This is a genomic window from Pseudomonas quasicaspiana, from assembly GCF_021147825.1.
GTDB lineage: Bacteria > Pseudomonadota > Gammaproteobacteria > Pseudomonadales > Pseudomonadaceae > Aquipseudomonas > Aquipseudomonas quasicaspiana.
Map to the genome: position 1 here is coordinate 1 of NZ_JAGTPI010000008.1, position 15,294 is coordinate 15,294.

13 protein-coding genes are annotated in these 15,294 nt (G+C 58.9%); 7 read left to right on the forward strand and 6 right to left on the reverse strand.

What is annotated here, in order from left to right; all coding sequences use genetic code 11:
* Nucleotides 1–153: 153 nt before the first annotated feature.
* The 3 genes from fecA to KDX30_RS07505 form a co-directional block, all read right to left on the reverse strand.
* A complete protein-coding gene (gene fecA / locus KDX30_RS07495) occupies nt 154–2,508 on the reverse strand; it encodes a TonB-dependent Fe(3+) dicitrate receptor FecA (RefSeq protein WP_231675401.1) in 2,355 nt (784 codons plus the stop codon).
* 247 nt (nt 2,509–2,755) lie between these two features.
* Nucleotides 2,756–3,733: a FecR domain-containing protein gene (locus KDX30_RS07500; protein ID WP_231675402.1), complete on the reverse strand. Its 978-nt coding sequence runs from the start codon at nt 3,731–3,733 to the stop codon at nt 2,756–2,758.
* The gene (locus tag KDX30_RS07505) at nt 3,730–4,233 is read right to left on the reverse strand and encodes a sigma-70 family RNA polymerase sigma factor (RefSeq protein WP_099270445.1); all 504 of its coding nucleotides are present in this window, start codon (nt 4,231–4,233) and stop codon (nt 3,730–3,732) included. Before KDX30_RS07505 ends, KDX30_RS07500 begins: the two co-directional genes overlap by 4 nt.
* A 209-nt stretch (nt 4,234–4,442) precedes the next feature.
* On the opposite strand from KDX30_RS07505, the gene KDX30_RS07510 reads away from it, so the two are divergent.
* The 3 genes from KDX30_RS07510 to KDX30_RS07520 are packed head-to-tail and all read left to right on the forward strand — an operon-like array spanning nt 4,443 to nt 6,687.
* Nucleotides 4,443–4,787 (forward strand): DUF3649 domain-containing protein, encoded by a 345-nt coding sequence (locus KDX30_RS07510; protein WP_406643781.1) that lies wholly within the window; start codon nt 4,443–4,445, stop codon nt 4,785–4,787.
* Complete coding sequence (locus KDX30_RS07515) at nt 4,784–6,355, forward strand: PepSY-associated TM helix domain-containing protein (RefSeq protein WP_231675403.1); 1,572 nt, start codon at nt 4,784–4,786, stop codon at nt 6,353–6,355. The genes KDX30_RS07510 and KDX30_RS07515 overlap by 4 nt, the downstream gene beginning before the upstream one ends.
* Nucleotides 6,355–6,687: a DUF3325 domain-containing protein gene (locus KDX30_RS07520; RefSeq protein WP_231675404.1), complete on the forward strand. Its 333-nt coding sequence runs from the start codon at nt 6,355–6,357 to the stop codon at nt 6,685–6,687. The genes KDX30_RS07515 and KDX30_RS07520 overlap by 1 nt, the downstream gene beginning before the upstream one ends.
* A 103-nt stretch (nt 6,688–6,790) precedes the next feature.
* Here KDX30_RS07520 and KDX30_RS07525 read toward each other — a convergent pair whose 3' ends face one another.
* On the reverse strand, nt 6,791–7,684 hold the full coding sequence (locus tag KDX30_RS07525) for an AraC family transcriptional regulator (RefSeq protein WP_231675405.1): 894 nt from the start codon (nt 7,682–7,684) through the stop codon (nt 6,791–6,793).
* 121 nt (nt 7,685–7,805) lie between these two features.
* On the opposite strand from KDX30_RS07525, the gene KDX30_RS07530 reads away from it, so the two are divergent.
* Nucleotides 7,806–8,705: a DMT family transporter gene (locus KDX30_RS07530; protein ID WP_231675406.1), complete on the forward strand. Its 900-nt coding sequence runs from the start codon at nt 7,806–7,808 to the stop codon at nt 8,703–8,705.
* Nucleotides 8,706–8,804: 99 nt separating this feature from the next.
* Here the strand turns inward: KDX30_RS07530 and KDX30_RS07535 are convergent, their stop codons facing one another.
* Nucleotides 8,805–9,779: a 2-hydroxyacid dehydrogenase gene (locus KDX30_RS07535; RefSeq protein ID WP_231675407.1), complete on the reverse strand. Its 975-nt coding sequence runs from the start codon at nt 9,777–9,779 to the stop codon at nt 8,805–8,807.
* A 193-nt stretch (nt 9,780–9,972) separates the two neighbouring features.
* Nucleotides 9,973–10,920 (reverse strand): LysR family transcriptional regulator, encoded by a 948-nt coding sequence (locus KDX30_RS07540; RefSeq protein ID WP_027900201.1) that lies wholly within the window; start codon nt 10,918–10,920, stop codon nt 9,973–9,975.
* A gap of 182 nt (nt 10,921–11,102) precedes the next feature.
* Between KDX30_RS07540 and KDX30_RS07545 the strand changes: the two genes are divergently transcribed.
* The 3 genes from KDX30_RS07545 to KDX30_RS07555 all read left to right on the forward strand — a co-directional run bounded on the left by KDX30_RS07545 (nt 11,103) and on the right by KDX30_RS07555 (nt 15,286).
* On the forward strand, nt 11,103–12,614 hold the full coding sequence (locus KDX30_RS07545) for an efflux transporter outer membrane subunit (RefSeq protein WP_231675408.1): 1,512 nt from the start codon (nt 11,103–11,105) through the stop codon (nt 12,612–12,614).
* Between the two features lie 304 nt (nt 12,615–12,918).
* Nucleotides 12,919–15,096 carry an FUSC family protein gene (locus KDX30_RS07550; protein WP_231675460.1) on the forward strand — a complete coding sequence of 726 codons (2,178 nt, stop codon included), beginning with the start codon at nt 12,919–12,921 and terminating at the stop codon, nt 15,094–15,096.
* Nucleotides 15,086–15,286: a DUF1656 domain-containing protein gene (locus KDX30_RS07555; RefSeq protein WP_231675409.1), complete on the forward strand. Its 201-nt coding sequence runs from the start codon at nt 15,086–15,088 to the stop codon at nt 15,284–15,286. The genes KDX30_RS07550 and KDX30_RS07555 overlap by 11 nt, the downstream gene beginning before the upstream one ends.
* Nucleotides 15,287–15,294: the final 8 nt, after the last annotated feature.

Consider the following 15,294-nt stretch of genomic DNA (forward strand, 5'->3'; position numbering starts at 1 on the left):
CCGGGCTTGCCCGCGATGCATGAGACGCAGTCATAAGCCACACCGCGTTATCGTTCATCGTCGGAATGCCGCCCAGACCAAGCCCGGCTCCTACAGGGGGAATGCGATCACTGTGGGAGCCGGGCTTGCCAGCGATGCAGGCGACGCGATGTATCAAAACGCCACAGAGGTCTGCACATACACCGTGCGCGGTTCGCCGACATATTTGCCGCGGTTGTTGTCGTCAAACGAACGGGTGAAGTACTCGTGGTTGAAGATGTTCTTCACCCCGACGGCCACGTTCAGATCAGACAATTGCGGGCCGAAGTCGTAGGCGGCGCGGGTGCTGAACAGCATGTAACCCGGGATCTTGCCCGCGGCACCATTGGCGGTTTCTGTCTGGGTGTTGGCGTTGTCGGCGAATTGGTCGCTCTGATAAGAACTGTCCAGATTCAGCTTCCATGGGCCTTCGGTATACGCCACACCCAGGGTGCCTTTGTGTTTCGACGCGAACGGCACGCGGTTGCCCTTGTTCGGACCGTCTTCACGAATCGTCGCATCGACGAAGGCATACGTGGCGTACACATCAAACCCTGCCAGCGCCGGATTCAGGCCAGCCAACGCATAGTTGACGCTGGTCTCGATACCCTGATGACGGGTTTCGCCACGGGCGATCACGCTGCTGTCGGTCTGGTTGGTTTCGTACTGGTTATCGAAGTTGATCAGGAACGCGCCAATCTCTGCACGCAGGTTACCGTTGTCGTAGCGCGTGCCCAATTCCCAGGTCCGGGCTTTCTCGGGTTTGACTTCACCCCCGGCGATGCGGCTGGACATCTGGCTGTATTGGACGCTGCCGAACGAGCCTTCGGTGTTGGCGTACAGGTTCCAGCTATCGGTCAGGTGATACAGCACGTTCAACGCGGGCAGGGCGGTTTTGTAGTCACCCTGGTATTTGCGGTTGTTGAAGTTATCGGACTGCGCGGTGTCGATCATCTCGTAGCGAATACCCGGCGTAATGGTCCATTTGCCGATGTCGATACGGTCATCGATGTAGATTGCATTGGCTTCTGTGGCACCTCGGGTATCGCGGTCGAAACGGCTGCCAGTGGTCGGCAGGACGTTATCGACAGTGTTCTCGCGGTAGCGCATCTCATGGCCGGCTTCGTTGATGTAACGGTAACCGACGCCGACTTCGTGCCAGGTTTCACCCAGCGCAAAACCTTGGGAGAAGCGCGTTTCCAGACCGCGGACCCAGTACTCGCGAGGTGACAGCGACACGAAACTGCCTTGTTCCAGATAACCACTGCGCAGGGTTTTGGTGAAGAACGTATTGGCGGTGAAAACCCGCGCGTCTTCTTCGTAGCGATAGCCGAAATTGACCATGGTGCGACGGCCCCAGAATTTGTCTTTCAAGCGCGTCGACTGGTACGGGTCGTCTTTGTAATCGGCAACGTTGAGGCCGCCCGGCATCTCTGCTTCGCCTTCGTAGTACTGAGCCATGGCGTTAACGCTGTTGGCTTCGTCGATCTGGTATTTACCCTTGAGGATCAGGTCGTCGATCTGCGTGTCGCTGTGTTCGCGCCAGTCTCCGCCGCGAACGCCGGTGTACAGAATCGCGCCGCCCAGGCCATTGTCGGCGGTGCCACCGGCCAACACGTTACCCGTAGTCTTGAAGCCATCGTGGCTGGAAGAAGGGCTGGTTTCGGTCTGGAAACCGCCTTTGAGGGTGGGTTCGTCAGGGATGGCGCGGGTCACGAAGTTGACGACGCCGCCGACGTTCTGCGGGCCGTAGCGCACCGCGCCGCCACCGCGAACCACGTCCACCGCATCCATGTTGCCCATGCTGATCGGGGCAAAGGACAGCTGCGGCTGACCGTAAGGCGCGAAGGGCACCGGGATACCGTCCATCAACACCGTCGAGCGTGATGCAAGACGCGGGTTGAGGCCGCGTATGCCGAAGTTCAGCGCCATGTCATGGCTGCCGGTGCCGTTGTTTTCCGGAGCGTTGACGCCCGGGATGCGATTGAGCACTTCGCGTGCGGAGCTTGCACCCATGCGCTCGATTTCCTCGCGACGGATCACGTCCCGCGCACCTGGATGCTCGAAGACATCAGTTTGTTGCGCCTCGCCCAGCCAGTCACCGACGACGTTGGATGCCCCCAGCTCAATCGGACCATTACCCTGTGCGCTTACCGGTTGCAAAGTAAAGCCATTCTGGCCATTGGGACTGGCTTGCAGGCCGGTACCTTCGAGCAACGCCGCCAGCCCCTGCTCAGGAGTGTATTGACCTTCCAGCCCTCGGCTCTGCAGACCGCTGGTGATTTGCGAACCAAACGAAATCAGGACACCTGCTTCGCGACCGAATTGATTCAGTGCGGTTTCCAGCGCGCTCGGGGCAATGTGATACGCCTTGCTGCCGACATCAGCGGCCTGCAACAGCGGCACGCTGCACAGCGACAGACCGGCACCAAACACGATATGCCGCAACGAGCGGGACAGGGGGGACAAACGGCTGGGGCGAACTGACATACAGGGAGTCCTTGGGCGAGAGGATTAAGGTGCTTTCCCTGTCTGTCACGCGAGGAACCGAAAACGGCTCACCGGTTTTGAAAAATAATTATTCCGGTTGGAATGCAGTCTATGTGGGAGCGAGGCTTGCCCGCGATAAGGCCAGGCAAGGTTCACGTTAGATCGCATCCAGCCCTATCGCGGGCAAGCCTCGCTCCCACAGGAATCTCGGTTCATTTCAAATGCGTGTTGTTTAATGAACTTGGAGCTAAACCCGCGCCTCAACACTCACCCAATACCGGGTAAACCGCTTGACCTTCACCGGCAACGCCACTTCCAGCAAGTCCAGAATCCGCTCACTGTTGGCCAGTGGATAACTTCCTGAAATCAGCAGGTCCGCCACTTTCGCGTCACATTGCAAATGGCCGCGGCGGTAGCGGCTCAGTTCGGCGAGGAAGTCCTGCAGGCGCATGTGCGCGGCGACCAGCATGCCATCGGCCCACGCGCCGCTGTTGGCGTCCAGTGCCCGCACCGGTTCCCACGTATTGCGGTTGAACACGACCTGCTGGGCGGCCTGCAACTGCAAGCCAGGACCGGTGAACGTCGTCGGGGTGATCTGTACCGTGCCGCTGAACACCGCCAGTTGGGTTTTACCGTCGAACTGGCGCACATCGAAACGGCTGGCGGCCGACATCGGCCGAACGCTGCCCTCGGCCGTGACCAGATTCAGCGGACGTGGATCGTCGGCCACCGTCAGCAGGATCTCGCCTTGCAACAACTTGATCAGGCGTTGCTGAGCATCAAAGCGCAGGTCGATGGCACTCGCCGTATTCAGGTGGATTTCACTGCCATCGTCCAGCGCGATCTTGCGCTGCTCGCCGACCCCGTTGTGATAATCGGCCAGCAACGGTTGCAACGAGAGCTGATCGCGCAAACCCCAGCCGGCCGCAGAGCCAGCGCCCAGCAGCAACAGCAGTTTCAGCGCCTGACGTCGGCCGCTGGATCTTGGCGCGTTGATAGCAGCATGTGCCAGCGGAGAGGACAACCCGCTCAGGCGCTGGTTGACCCGCTGGATATGCGCCCACGCCCGCTGGTGTTCCGTGTTGCTGTTCAACCAGAGTTGCCAGGCTTGCTGGCGCAACGGGCCGAGGGTGCCGCTCTGCATTTCGATCAGCCAGCTCACCGCCTGCTCGGCCACGGCCGGTGCGATGTCTGATTTGTTCAGGGATTCGCCGTTCGAATTCATAAGGCGAAATAGCAGCGCAGCAGCGCCTTGTTCAAATGACGCTTCACCGTGGCGATGGAAATACCCAGTTGCGCGGCGATTTCTCCGTGGCTCAGGCCATCGACTTGCGACAACAGGAAGGCTTGCTTGACCGCAACCGGCAGACCATCGAGCAACTGGTCTAGCTCCAGCAAGGTTTCCAGAATGATTGCCCGCTCTTCTTCCGAAGGGGCGACACACTCGGGCATTTCCGCCAGCGTCTGGTAATAGGCGCGCTCAAGGTCCTGTCGACGGTAGTGGTTGAACAGCACGCGCTTGGCAATGGTGGTTAGAAACGCCCTGGGCTCGATAATCTCAGGCGTATCGCGGGCCAGCAGGACTTTGACGAAGGTGTCTTGCGCCAGATCAGCCGCGCTGTGCGGGCAGCCCAGACGACGCCGCAACCAGCCCGTCAGCCAATTGTGATGGGCGTAATACAGGCCTTCGACAGTTTCGTTAAGCGCGTATGGGGCGATAGACATGGGTGCTGCAGTCCGCGATGAACCATTTAATTGCGCGGATTCTGGCAGACTCTTTTGCGTATGAGAATATTTATCATTAATATTGCGTTCTGTTCGTGCGCGACGTCAGAAAATGTCACGTGCGATAGCCCCCCGATCAGGACTTACCCCATGCCGATTCAACGCCTATGTTTCACTGTGCGACGTCCTTTGTTGACGATTGCGCATTGATGAACGACGCGACGATGGACGCTCCGCAAGCCCGTAAATCAACGCGAAAAGCCAAAGCTGCCGGTGTTTCACTGATGTATCGGCTGGCGGTCACTTCGCGCATTGTCGCTGCACTGTTCGGCGGTTACCTGATCGCTGCGCTGAGCAGCGTGTGCATCAGCCAGTGGGTGCCGATGTCCCGGGCTGATGCCGTTGTCACCGGCATGATGCTTTCGTTTGTGGCTTACTTGCTTGCAGTGATCTGGTGCTTTGCCTGCCGGACTGCCTGGCGCGCCTGGGCGGGCATCCTGCTGCCCGCTGCCATTCTGGCGGCCGTTTTCGGCCTGGGGCGGTGGTTGTCATGAAGGAAGGTTTTCGTCAGGCCATGGCCTGGCTGCACACCTGGATTGGTCTGGTCTTTGGCTGGCTGTTGTTCGCGATATTCCTGACCGGAACAATGTCCTACTTCAAGGACGAAATAAACCGCTGGACTCATCCTGAAATCCCGGCACGGGTGGTCGATACCGAGGCCAGTGTCGATCGGGCCCAGGCTTATCTGCAGCAACATGCGGCGAATGCCACGCGCTGGTTTATCGATCTGCCCGATGAGCGCAAACCTGCCTTGGGGCTGATGTGGCAGACCGCAGAACAAGAGGGCAAGCGTGGCGCATTCATGCGCAAGAGCCTGGATCCGCAAACCGGCGAAGAAATCCAGACGCGCAGCAGCATGGGCGGAGAGTTTTTCTACCGGTTCCACTTCCAGCTGCAAATGCCGCATCCATGGGGCCGCTGGTTGTCGACTATTGCGGCGATGCTGATGTTCATCGCGCTGATCACCGGGATCATCACCCACAAGAAAATCTTCAAGGAGTTCTTCACTTTTCGTCCGCGAAAAGGGCAGCGTTCCTGGCTGGACGGGCATAACGCAATCGGCGTGCTGGCGTTGCCGTTTCACCTGATGATCACTTACAGCAGTCTGGTGATCTTCATGTCGTTGGTCATGCCGGCGAGCATCGTGGCCTCTTATGGCAAGGACACTCAGGCGTTCTTTGCCGATGTTTTTCCGAATACCAACATCACCAAGGCAACCGGTACGGCTGCTGCCCTGGCACCCCTTGCGCCGATCGTGCGCGCGGGTGGGCAACAATGGCCCGATAAAGAGGTGGGGCGCCTGGTGGTCTATAACCCGGGTGATGCAGCCGCAACGGTCGTGGTGTCTCCCGGTGCTGGCAGCAGCGTCATTCACGATCCGGGTATTAACGTGGTGTTCAACGGGGTAAGTGGTGAGGTGCTGACGTTGCCGACCCAGCGCTCCGGACCATTGCTGGTGTCCGGCGCCATGTACGGGCTGCACCTTGGGGAGTTCGCCGGGCCTTTATTGCGCTGGCTGTACTTCGTGTTTGGCATTGCCGGAACGGCCATGATTGGCACCGGACTGGTGATGTGGCTGGCCAAGCGGCAGGTCAAGCATGCCACAACCGGGGTCTTGCCTTTCGAGCTGCAACTGGTGGAAGTGTTAAACATTGCCGGTATGGCCGGGCTGATGATCGCCGTGGCTGCATTCTTCTGGGCCAATCGCTTGTTGCCGGTGGGGCTGGCCGAGCGAAGTGATTGGGAGATCAATCTGTTCTTTAGCGTCTGGGGCTTTTCAGTGCTGCATGCGCTATTGCGCAAAGGCCGTCAGGCATGGCGTGAGCAGTTGATGCTGGGCGCGGTGTTATTTGCCGGTTTGCCGTTGCTGGACATCATCACCAGTGGCAATTACCTGCTGGCTTCGCTGCAGAATCAGGACTGGGTGTTGATCGGCTTCGACCTCACCGTTTTGTTTACCGGGCTGTTCATGGCCTGGGGCGCAAAGAAATTTCGCCCGGTGCCGCCCATTGTGGTCGAGCGGCCTTTATCAACAGGTCGACTTGAAGGGGAAGTGCATTGATGTTGCTGGCGACTTTGCTGTGCTACGTAGGCTTCACCGCGCTGTGCCTGTCCATGACCAAACATTACGGCGAGTTGCTGCACGGCAAGCTAAGTGCCAGCCGCAGTCGTGTGCTGAAGTTCGTTGGCTGGCTGTGCCTGGGCCTTTCGCTGTGGGCGGCGCTGGCGTCGACATCTTTGGGCTTGGGGCTGGTGCAGTGGTGCGCGGCGCTGATGGGCAGCGCGTTGCTGCTGGTGTTTCTGATTCCGTTCGGGCCGCGGCTGGTGTTGGTGCTTGCAGCGGCAGGTGTTTTCGTGGGGCCGCTGATTTTGATTAATCGATTGTTGGCGTGATGCCGCGCTGTGGCGCAGCACAGATTTTCCCGGTAGGAGCCAACTTGTTGGCGAGACGATATTTCTGATACACAGGTCTGACGCCTCGCCAACAAGTTGGCTCCTACCGGGGCGTCGTGTTCCCCCCGACAAACGCCAATCGATATTCCCCCGGCGTCGCGCCCATTGCCTGCCTGAAGCGATTGTTGAAATGACTGGCGCTGGCAAATCCACACTCGATCGCGATTGCCCCGAACGCCATGCGAGTCGTGCGCAGCAGCTGTCGGGCATGGTTGAGGCGTCGGGCCAGCAGGTATTGATGGGGCGGCAAGCCGAAGCTTTCGCGAAACATCCTCGCGAAGTGGTATTCAGACAGCGCACACAGCCCCGCCAGTTGCCCAAGGCTGAGAGGTTCGGCCAGATGGGTTTCGATGAAATCCACTAACTGTCGGCGCTGATGCGCGGCCAGCCCGCCTTTCAAACGCAAACCCTCACGCATGCCCACCTGGTCGAACAAGGCCCGGCTGAGCATTTCATGAGCCAGGCTACTGGTCAGCAAGCGCTCGCCGGGCTCACTCCAGTTCATCTGGATCAATTGGCGAAAGCGTTGGGCCTGCTCGGGATCATCGTGAAACGTGTTCTCCCTTAATTGCAGCTCTCGAGGTTCACGGTCCAGCAGGGTGATGCAACCCAAGGCGAACTGTTCCGGGCTGATGTAAAGGTGCGCCAGACGAATCTCGCCATTGATCACCCAGGCTGATTCGTGCCCGGCGGGCAGGGTGCAAAGCTTGTTGGGGCTGCCTTTCTGATCGGGGCGATCGCGACGAAATGTGCCTGTGCCACCGTCGATGTAGCACGACAATGTGTGATGGCTTGGACCGTGATACTCCTGGGAGTCGTGACGGTTGTTCCACAAAGCTGCGACCAAACCATCGCCCAGCACCGCGCTCTGCTCCAGTTGAGCATGAGGTGAACTGTTAAGGGCCTGAAAGACCTGGATGGATTCGATGGCTGGCATGGCTCGCATCCTACGCTTTACAGCACTCTCTGCCAGCTACCGCTGAAGCAAATGCGCAAGATTATGCAAATGGTCGGTTCGTGCACGCGGCAAACTGATGGCTCAAATCGGGAGCCGCATCATGAACATTTCGCTTTATTTGCTGACCGTCCTGATCTGGGGCACCACCTGGATCGCACTGAAATTACAGCTTGGCGAAGTGGCAATCGCGGTCTCCATCGTTTACCGATTCGGCCTCGCGGCACTGGTGTTGTTCGCGATGCTGCTGATCAGCGGCAAGCTGCAGAAGGTCAATCAGCGTGGGCACATGCTTTGCGTCGCGCAGGGGCTGTGCCTGTTCTGCATCAATTTCATGTGTTTCCTCACGGCCAGTCAGTGGATTCCCAGCGGGTTGATTGCGGTGGTGTTTTCCACCGCAACCCTGTGGAACGCCCTGAATGCACGGGTGTTCTTCAAACAGAAAATCGCCCGCAACGTATTGACCGGTGGTGCGCTGGGTTTGATGGGGCTGGGCTGTATGTTCTGGCCTGAGTTGTCCGGGCACAGCGCCAGCCACGAGACCCTGATGGGCCTTGGCCTGGCGTTACTGGGTACGATGTGTTTTTCGGCCGGCAACATGCTTTCCAGCATGCAGCAGAAAGCCGGTCTGCGGCCGCTGACCACTAACGCCTGGGGCATGCTCTACGGCGCCGGGATGCTCAGTCTGTATTGCTTGCTCAGCGGTACGCCGTTTGGTTTTGAGTGGACGACCCGTTACATCAGCTCGTTACTGTATCTAGTGATTCCGGGCTCAGTAATCGGCTTCACCGCCTACCTGACGCTGGTCGGGCGCATGGGCCCGGAGCGCGCAGCGTATTGCACGGTGCTGTTCCCGGTGGTGGCGCTGAACATCTCGGCGTTCGCCGAAGGCTACCAATGGACGGCTCCGGCGTTGATGGGGCTGGTGTTGGTGATGCTGGGGAATGTGCTGGTGTTCAGGAAGCCGAAGGTGGTGGTGCCGGTGGGGGCGAAGCTGGTTTGAGGTAAGGGAAATGCATTATCTGTAGGAGCTGCCGCAGGCTGCGAAGCGTTTTTCAGGTATACCGCAATCGCAGCCTTCGGCAGCTCCTACAGGGCTACATCAATCTTTCCAGACCAGCGGATTCACCAGGTTCTTCGGCTTCTCACCCAGCAACGCAGCACGCAGGTTGGTGTAGGCAAGGTCCGCCATGGCTTGCCGGGTTTCAGTGGTTGCCGAGCCGATGTGTGGCAGGGTCACGGCGTTTTTCAAACTGAACAACGGCGACTCGCTCAGCGGTTCCTTCTCGTAGACGTCCAGCCCGGCGCCACGAATGGTACCGTTCTGCAAGGCCTCGATCAGCGCCGCTTCGTCGACGATCGGGCCACGGGCGATGTTGATCAGAATTGCGCTGGACTTCATCAGGCCCAGCTCGCGGCTGCTGATCAGGTGTTTGGTTTTCTCGCTCAACGGCACCACAAGGCAGACGAAGTCCGACTCGGCAAGCAGTTGATCAAGGCTGCGAAATTGCGCGCCCAGTTCCTGCTCCAGCTCGGTCTTGCGGCTGTTGCCGCTGTACAGGATCGGCATGTTGAAACCCAGATGACCACGGCGCGCAACCGCTGCGCCGATGTTGCCCATACCGACGATACCCAACGTTTTGCCGTATACATCAGTCCCGAATTGCGCGGCTTCCACACTGCGTTTCCACTGACCGGCCTTGGTCCAGGCGTCCAGTTCTGCAACCCGACGGGCGCTGCTCATGATCAGCGAAAAGCCCAGGTCGGCGGTGCTTTCTGTCAGCACGTCCGGAGTGTTGGTGAGCATGATGCCGCGCTCGTTGAAGTAGCTGACGTCGTAGTTGTCGTAACCGACGGAGATGCTCGACACCACTTCGAGCTGGGTAGCAGCTGTCAGTTGCTCACGCCCTAACTGACGACCTGCGCCGATCATGCCGTGGCACTTGGGCAGTGCGTCATTGAACTGCGCATTCAAGTCGCCCAGCTTCGGGTCGGGCACGATCACGTTGAAGTCTTGTTCCAGCCGTTCGGCCATTTCGGGGGATACACGGCTGAAGGCAAGTACGGTCTTTTTCATGGGGTAGCTACTCTCGCACGCTTTTTATAAAGGGTTACAGATGAGTAGCACGCTAACATTCCCGTCGTCGAGACGTAAACATCGGCCTGTAGGAGCTGACGAGCAACGCGAGGCTGCGATGGCGGTGTGTCAGATGAACCGCCATCGCAGCCTCGCGTTGCTCGTCAGCTCCTACAGCAGGGGATTCCAACGATCAGGCGATGGACCGCATAGCATGCGTATGCAGATCCGCTTCATGGGCGGCGAGGATTTCCGGCAGCGAGCCGCGCAGGTATTCCACCCATGTCTTGATCTTGGCATCCAGATACTGGCGCGACGGGTAGATCGCGTACAGGTTAAGTTCCTGCGAGCGGTATTCGGGCAGCACCCGCACCAGCGTGCCATTGCGTAAGCCTTCGATGGCGGAATAGATCGGCAAGATACCCACACCCATGCCGCTGCTGATCGCCGTCTTCATGGCGTCTGCCGAGTTGACCAGAAATGGCGAGGTATGGATCGTGACCATTTCCTGACCTTCCGGGCCGTCGAACAGCCATTTTTCCAGCGGGAACACCGGGCTGACCAATCGCAGGCACGCGTGGTTGAGCAAGTCAGTAGGCTTGAGCGGGATGCCAAAGCTTTTGACGTACTCCGGCGATGCACACGCGATGCTGTAAGTGATGCCCAAACGTTGCGAGACAAAACCCGAGTCTGGCAGCTCACTGGCCAGGACAATGGACACGTCATAGCCTTCCTCGAGCAGATCCGGCACGCGATTGGCCATGGTCAGGTCGAAGGACACGTCCGGGTGATTGCGTCGGTAGCGGGCGATTGCATCGATCACATAGTGCTGACCGACACTGGACATCGAATGCACCTTGAGCTGACCGGCTGGCCGCGCATGAGCATCGCTGGCCTCGGCTTCGGCTTCTTCCACATACCCCAGAATCTGTTCGCACCGCAGAAGATAGCGCTTGCCGGCTTCTGTGAGCGCGATTCGGCGTGTGGTGCGGTTAAGCAGACGGGTTTGCAGATGTGCTTCGAGATTTGAGACGGCGCGCGAAACGTTGGCGGTAGTCGTGTCGAGCTGAACGGCGGCTGCCGTAAAACTTCCGGCCTGAGCCACACAACTGAACGCGCGCATGTTTTGCAGGGTATCCATGGGCAGTTCTCTAGAGAGATAGCAAATTGTGACACGAAGTAACCGGGCCATGTCAGCCTGGCTGATGATTATCTCTGATTCTGTAACAAAGATTCACAGTTCTTCTGGCTTATCGGGGCGTTGATGCGCCCCTAGAATCGCGCCACCTGAGTCATTTCACCTTACGTCGGGAAGTTGCATCCGTGCCGCGTCGCATCATCAGAAGGGCCGCGCCCTTCAGTGTCTGGGCTTTAACGTTAGTCATCAGCGGCTGTATCGGAACCGGCGGGATCGCACCACAAGGCAAGGCTTTGCCTGTCGATAGCCTGACGACCGATGCTGCCATACGCAGTGCCGACCGGGATGCGCACTGGCCTGTTGCTCAGTGGTGGCACGCCTATAACGATCCGCAACTGGATCACTGGATTGACCTGGCCGCTGCCGGAGCGCCGAGTCTGGCCATCGCGGCGGCGAGAGTTCGTCAAGCCAAAGCAATGGCGGGTATGGCTGAATCTGCCGAGTCGTTGCACGTCAATAGTGAAGCTTCCCTCAAACGGCATGACTGGGCGACTGATCAGTTCTACGGTCCCGGCGCGCTCGCTAATACCACCACCTGGGACAACAATGCGTCCCTTGGTTTGAGCTACTCGCTGGATTTCTGGGGGCGGGAAAGCAACGCATCCGAACGGGCGCTTGACCTGGCTCACATGAGTGCTGCCCAGGCACGTCAGGCGCAGCTCGAATTGCAGGACAACATCGTTCGCGCCTACATCCAGCTTTCGCTGAATTACGCCCAGCGCGACATCGTCGAAGCTACGCTCGCCCAGCAGCAACAGATTCTTGATCTGGCCCAGCGTCGTTTGAAGGGCGGGATTGGTACCCACTTTGAAGTCAGTCAGGCTGAAACGCCTTTGCCGGAAACCCATCGGCAGATCGACGCGCTGGATGAGGCCATTGCCCTCAGTCGTAATCAGTTGGCCGCGCTGGCGGGCAAAGGTCCGGGGGAGGGCGCTAACCTCCATCGCCCGACGCTGGCCCTCAAAACGGCCCTGAAGTTACCTTCTGCTTTACCTGCGCAATTGCTTGGTCAGCGCCCGGATGTGGTGGCCAGCCGCTGGGCCGTCGCTGCTCAGGCTCGCGGTATTGACGTGGCCCATGCCGGGTTTTATCCCAACGTCGATCTGATCGCCAACCTGGGTTACATGGCCACAGGTGGCGGCATGCTGGAATTTCTGACGGGTAAAAAATTCAACTACAGCGCCGGGCCTGCGGTGAGTTTGCCGATCTTTGATGGTGGACGTTTACGTTCACAGTTGGGGGAAGCCTCTGCCGGTTATGACCTCGCGGTGGCGCAGTACAACCAGACGCTGATAACCGCGCTCAAGAGCATTTCCGATCAGTTGATACGACGTGAGTCCATGGACAAACAACAAGCGTTCGCCAGCGAATCGGTGGCTGCTGCGCAGAAGACTTACGACATCGCAATGATCGCTTACCAGCGCGGGCTCACCGATTACCTCAACGTGCTCAATGCCCAGACTCTGTTGTTTCGTCAGCAGCAGGTTCAACAACAAGTCCAGGCCGCCCGCCTGAGCGCCCATGCCGAACTCGTCGTAGCGCTGGGCGGCGGCCTGGACGCGGGCAGCGATACACCGGCCGAAGATAAAACCCAGGCACCGAAAACGCCGGCCACACTGGCGGTGTTTGGCCGATGAATATCTCCAATGAACGCCTCGATCCCGGTAGGAGCGAACTTGTTCGCGAGGCTTTTCATCTGACGCGCCGCTCAACGCGCCTCGCCAACAAGTTGCCTCCTACCGGGGAGTGCGATCCTGCCGGTAAAACAGGGCATGCCCGCTATAGCCAGACGGTGAATACCTCAAGCGAACGCTGTACTTGTGGGAGCGGTGCTTGCCCGCGATTCAGGCACCTCGGTATAGCTGAAAAACCGTGTCGTCAATATCGCGGGCAAGCACCGCTCCCACAATTGATCGTGATTCGCCGCAACAGGCATGTGACATCTTGAACCGAATCACCCAACTCCCATGGCGTCGGGAATTCAATAGTTGGGCGCGCAGCGACGGGGTGACCTGGATCTACATCTTCAAGGTCCTGATCGCCGCCTTTCTCACCTACTGGCTGGCCCTGCGCCTGGAATTACCTCAATCGCGCACGGCGATGATTACGGTCTTCATCGTCATGCAACCGCAAAGCGGCCATGTCTTTGCCAAAAGCTTTTATCGCCTGCTCGGCACCTTGGCTGGTTCCACGGTAATGGTCGTGCTGATGGCGCTGTTTGCGCAGAATTCCGAACTGTTCCTCGGCTGCCTCGCGCTGTGGGTGGGGTTCTGTTCGGCAGGTGCGGCGCGTTATCGAAACTTTCGCGCCTACGGTTTTGTGCTCGCGGGCTATACCGCTGCGATGGTCGGCCTGCCTGCACTGGCACACCCGGAAGGCTCGTTCATGGCGGCCGTGTGGCGCGTGCTGGAAATCAGCCTCGGCATCGTTTGCTCCACGGCCGTCACCGCAGCGATTCTGCCGCAAAGCTCGGGCGCGGCGATGCGTAACGCGCTGTATTCACGCTTCGGCATATTTGCTCGTTTCGTCGCCGATGGCCTGCGTGGTGTTAACCCTCGAGATGCATTTGAAACCGGCAACGTGCGCTTTGTTGCAGAAGCCATCGGCCTGGAAGGACTACGCAGCGTCACGGTTTTTGAAGATCCCCACATGCGCCGTCGTAACGGACGACTCAACCGCCTGAACAGTGAGTTCATGGCAATCACCACCCGCTTCAACGCGCTGCACCAGTTGCTCGAACGCGTAAGAAGCGATGGCGTTAGCCGGGTGTTTATCGCTGCACAGCCGGGCCTCACAGCCTTGGCCGAGTTGCTCGACGGTTTCGCCAATCGTTTTCTGACCCCAGAGGATGCCGCGCAACTGGTCCAGCAACTGGAAGCCTTCAAGGCAGAGCTGCCAGAGCGGGTACGTGCCCAGCGTGCCGCTCTGGAAGACATCCAACCCAGCGAAGCCGAATTGCTGGATTTCCACACCGCTTACGAGTTGCTGTACCGGTTGGTCAGCGACATGCACGATTATGCTCAGACCCACGCCTCCCTGGCCGATCACAAACACATCCGGGAAAAATGGGAAGAAGCGTTCCTGCCCAAAACCAGCTGGATGACAGCGGCAGCGGCAGGCATTCGGGCCACGTTCATTCTGGCGATCATGAGTGCTTATTGGGTGGCGACCGCTTGGCCCAGTGGCGCAACCATGATTCTCGTGTCGGCAGCCACCGTGGCGTTGTCATCCACCACCAACAACCCGCGCCGTATGTCATTTCAGATGGCCTGCGGCACCTTGCTCGGAGCCGTGCTGGGCTTCATCGAAACCTTTTTCATCTTCCCGAACATCGATGGCTTCCCGCTGCTGTGCCTGAGCCTTGCGCCAGTGTTTATGCTGGGTGCATTCCTCGGTTCGCGGCCGCAGTGGTCGGGCTACGGGCTTGGATTGCTGATCTTCTTCAGCATCGGCTCAGTGCCGGACAACCTGACGATCTACAACCCTTACACCTTCATCAACGACTACATCGCCATGGTCATTGGCATGCTGCTGTGTGCCGCTGCGGGCGCGATCATCTTGCCGCCCAACGCGCGCTGGATGTGGCAGCGGCTTGAGGGCGATTTGCGTCGTCAGGTGGTGTTCGCCATCAGCGCGCCGCTGAATCGTCTGGGGTCCAGTTTCGAAAGCCAGACCCGCGACCTCATGCATCAGGCCTACGGTCTGGCCGCTGGCAAGCCGTTGGTGCAACGTGAATTGCTGCGCTGGATGTTCGTGGTACTGGAAATCGGCCACGCAATCATCGAGCTGCGTCGCGAACAGGACATCCTCCCGGTTCATCCGGCATATGCGCCGTGGCAATCCTGGCGTGTAGCGATCCGGGTGATGGGCAGGGCGCTGATCCGTTTATTCATCCAGCCGGATCACAGCAACTGGCAGCGTGCACTGGCAGCCGTTGATCACGCGATCAATCGTGTGCAAAGCAGCGACGAACCATTCGCGCCTCACTTTGATACCTCGGTGCTGCGTCGGGTGAAGAGCTATCTGCACTTCATCCGCTCGTCACTGCTGGACCCTCAATCACCTCTGGCCGCGCATGCCCGCAAAGGTCATCAGCAAGGACTGACTCATGCCTCGTGAAATTGCTTTTCATGGCCTGTACATGCCCAGCGTGACCGTCCTGTTTTTGATCGCATTGGTGCTTGCCTGGGCACTTGACCGACTGCTGGCGGGCTTTGATCTGTACCGGTTTTTCTGGCATCTGGCGTTGCTGCGTCTGAGCCTGTTTACCTGCATTTTCGGCGCAATGGCGCTGACCGTTTACCGTTGATTCTTGAG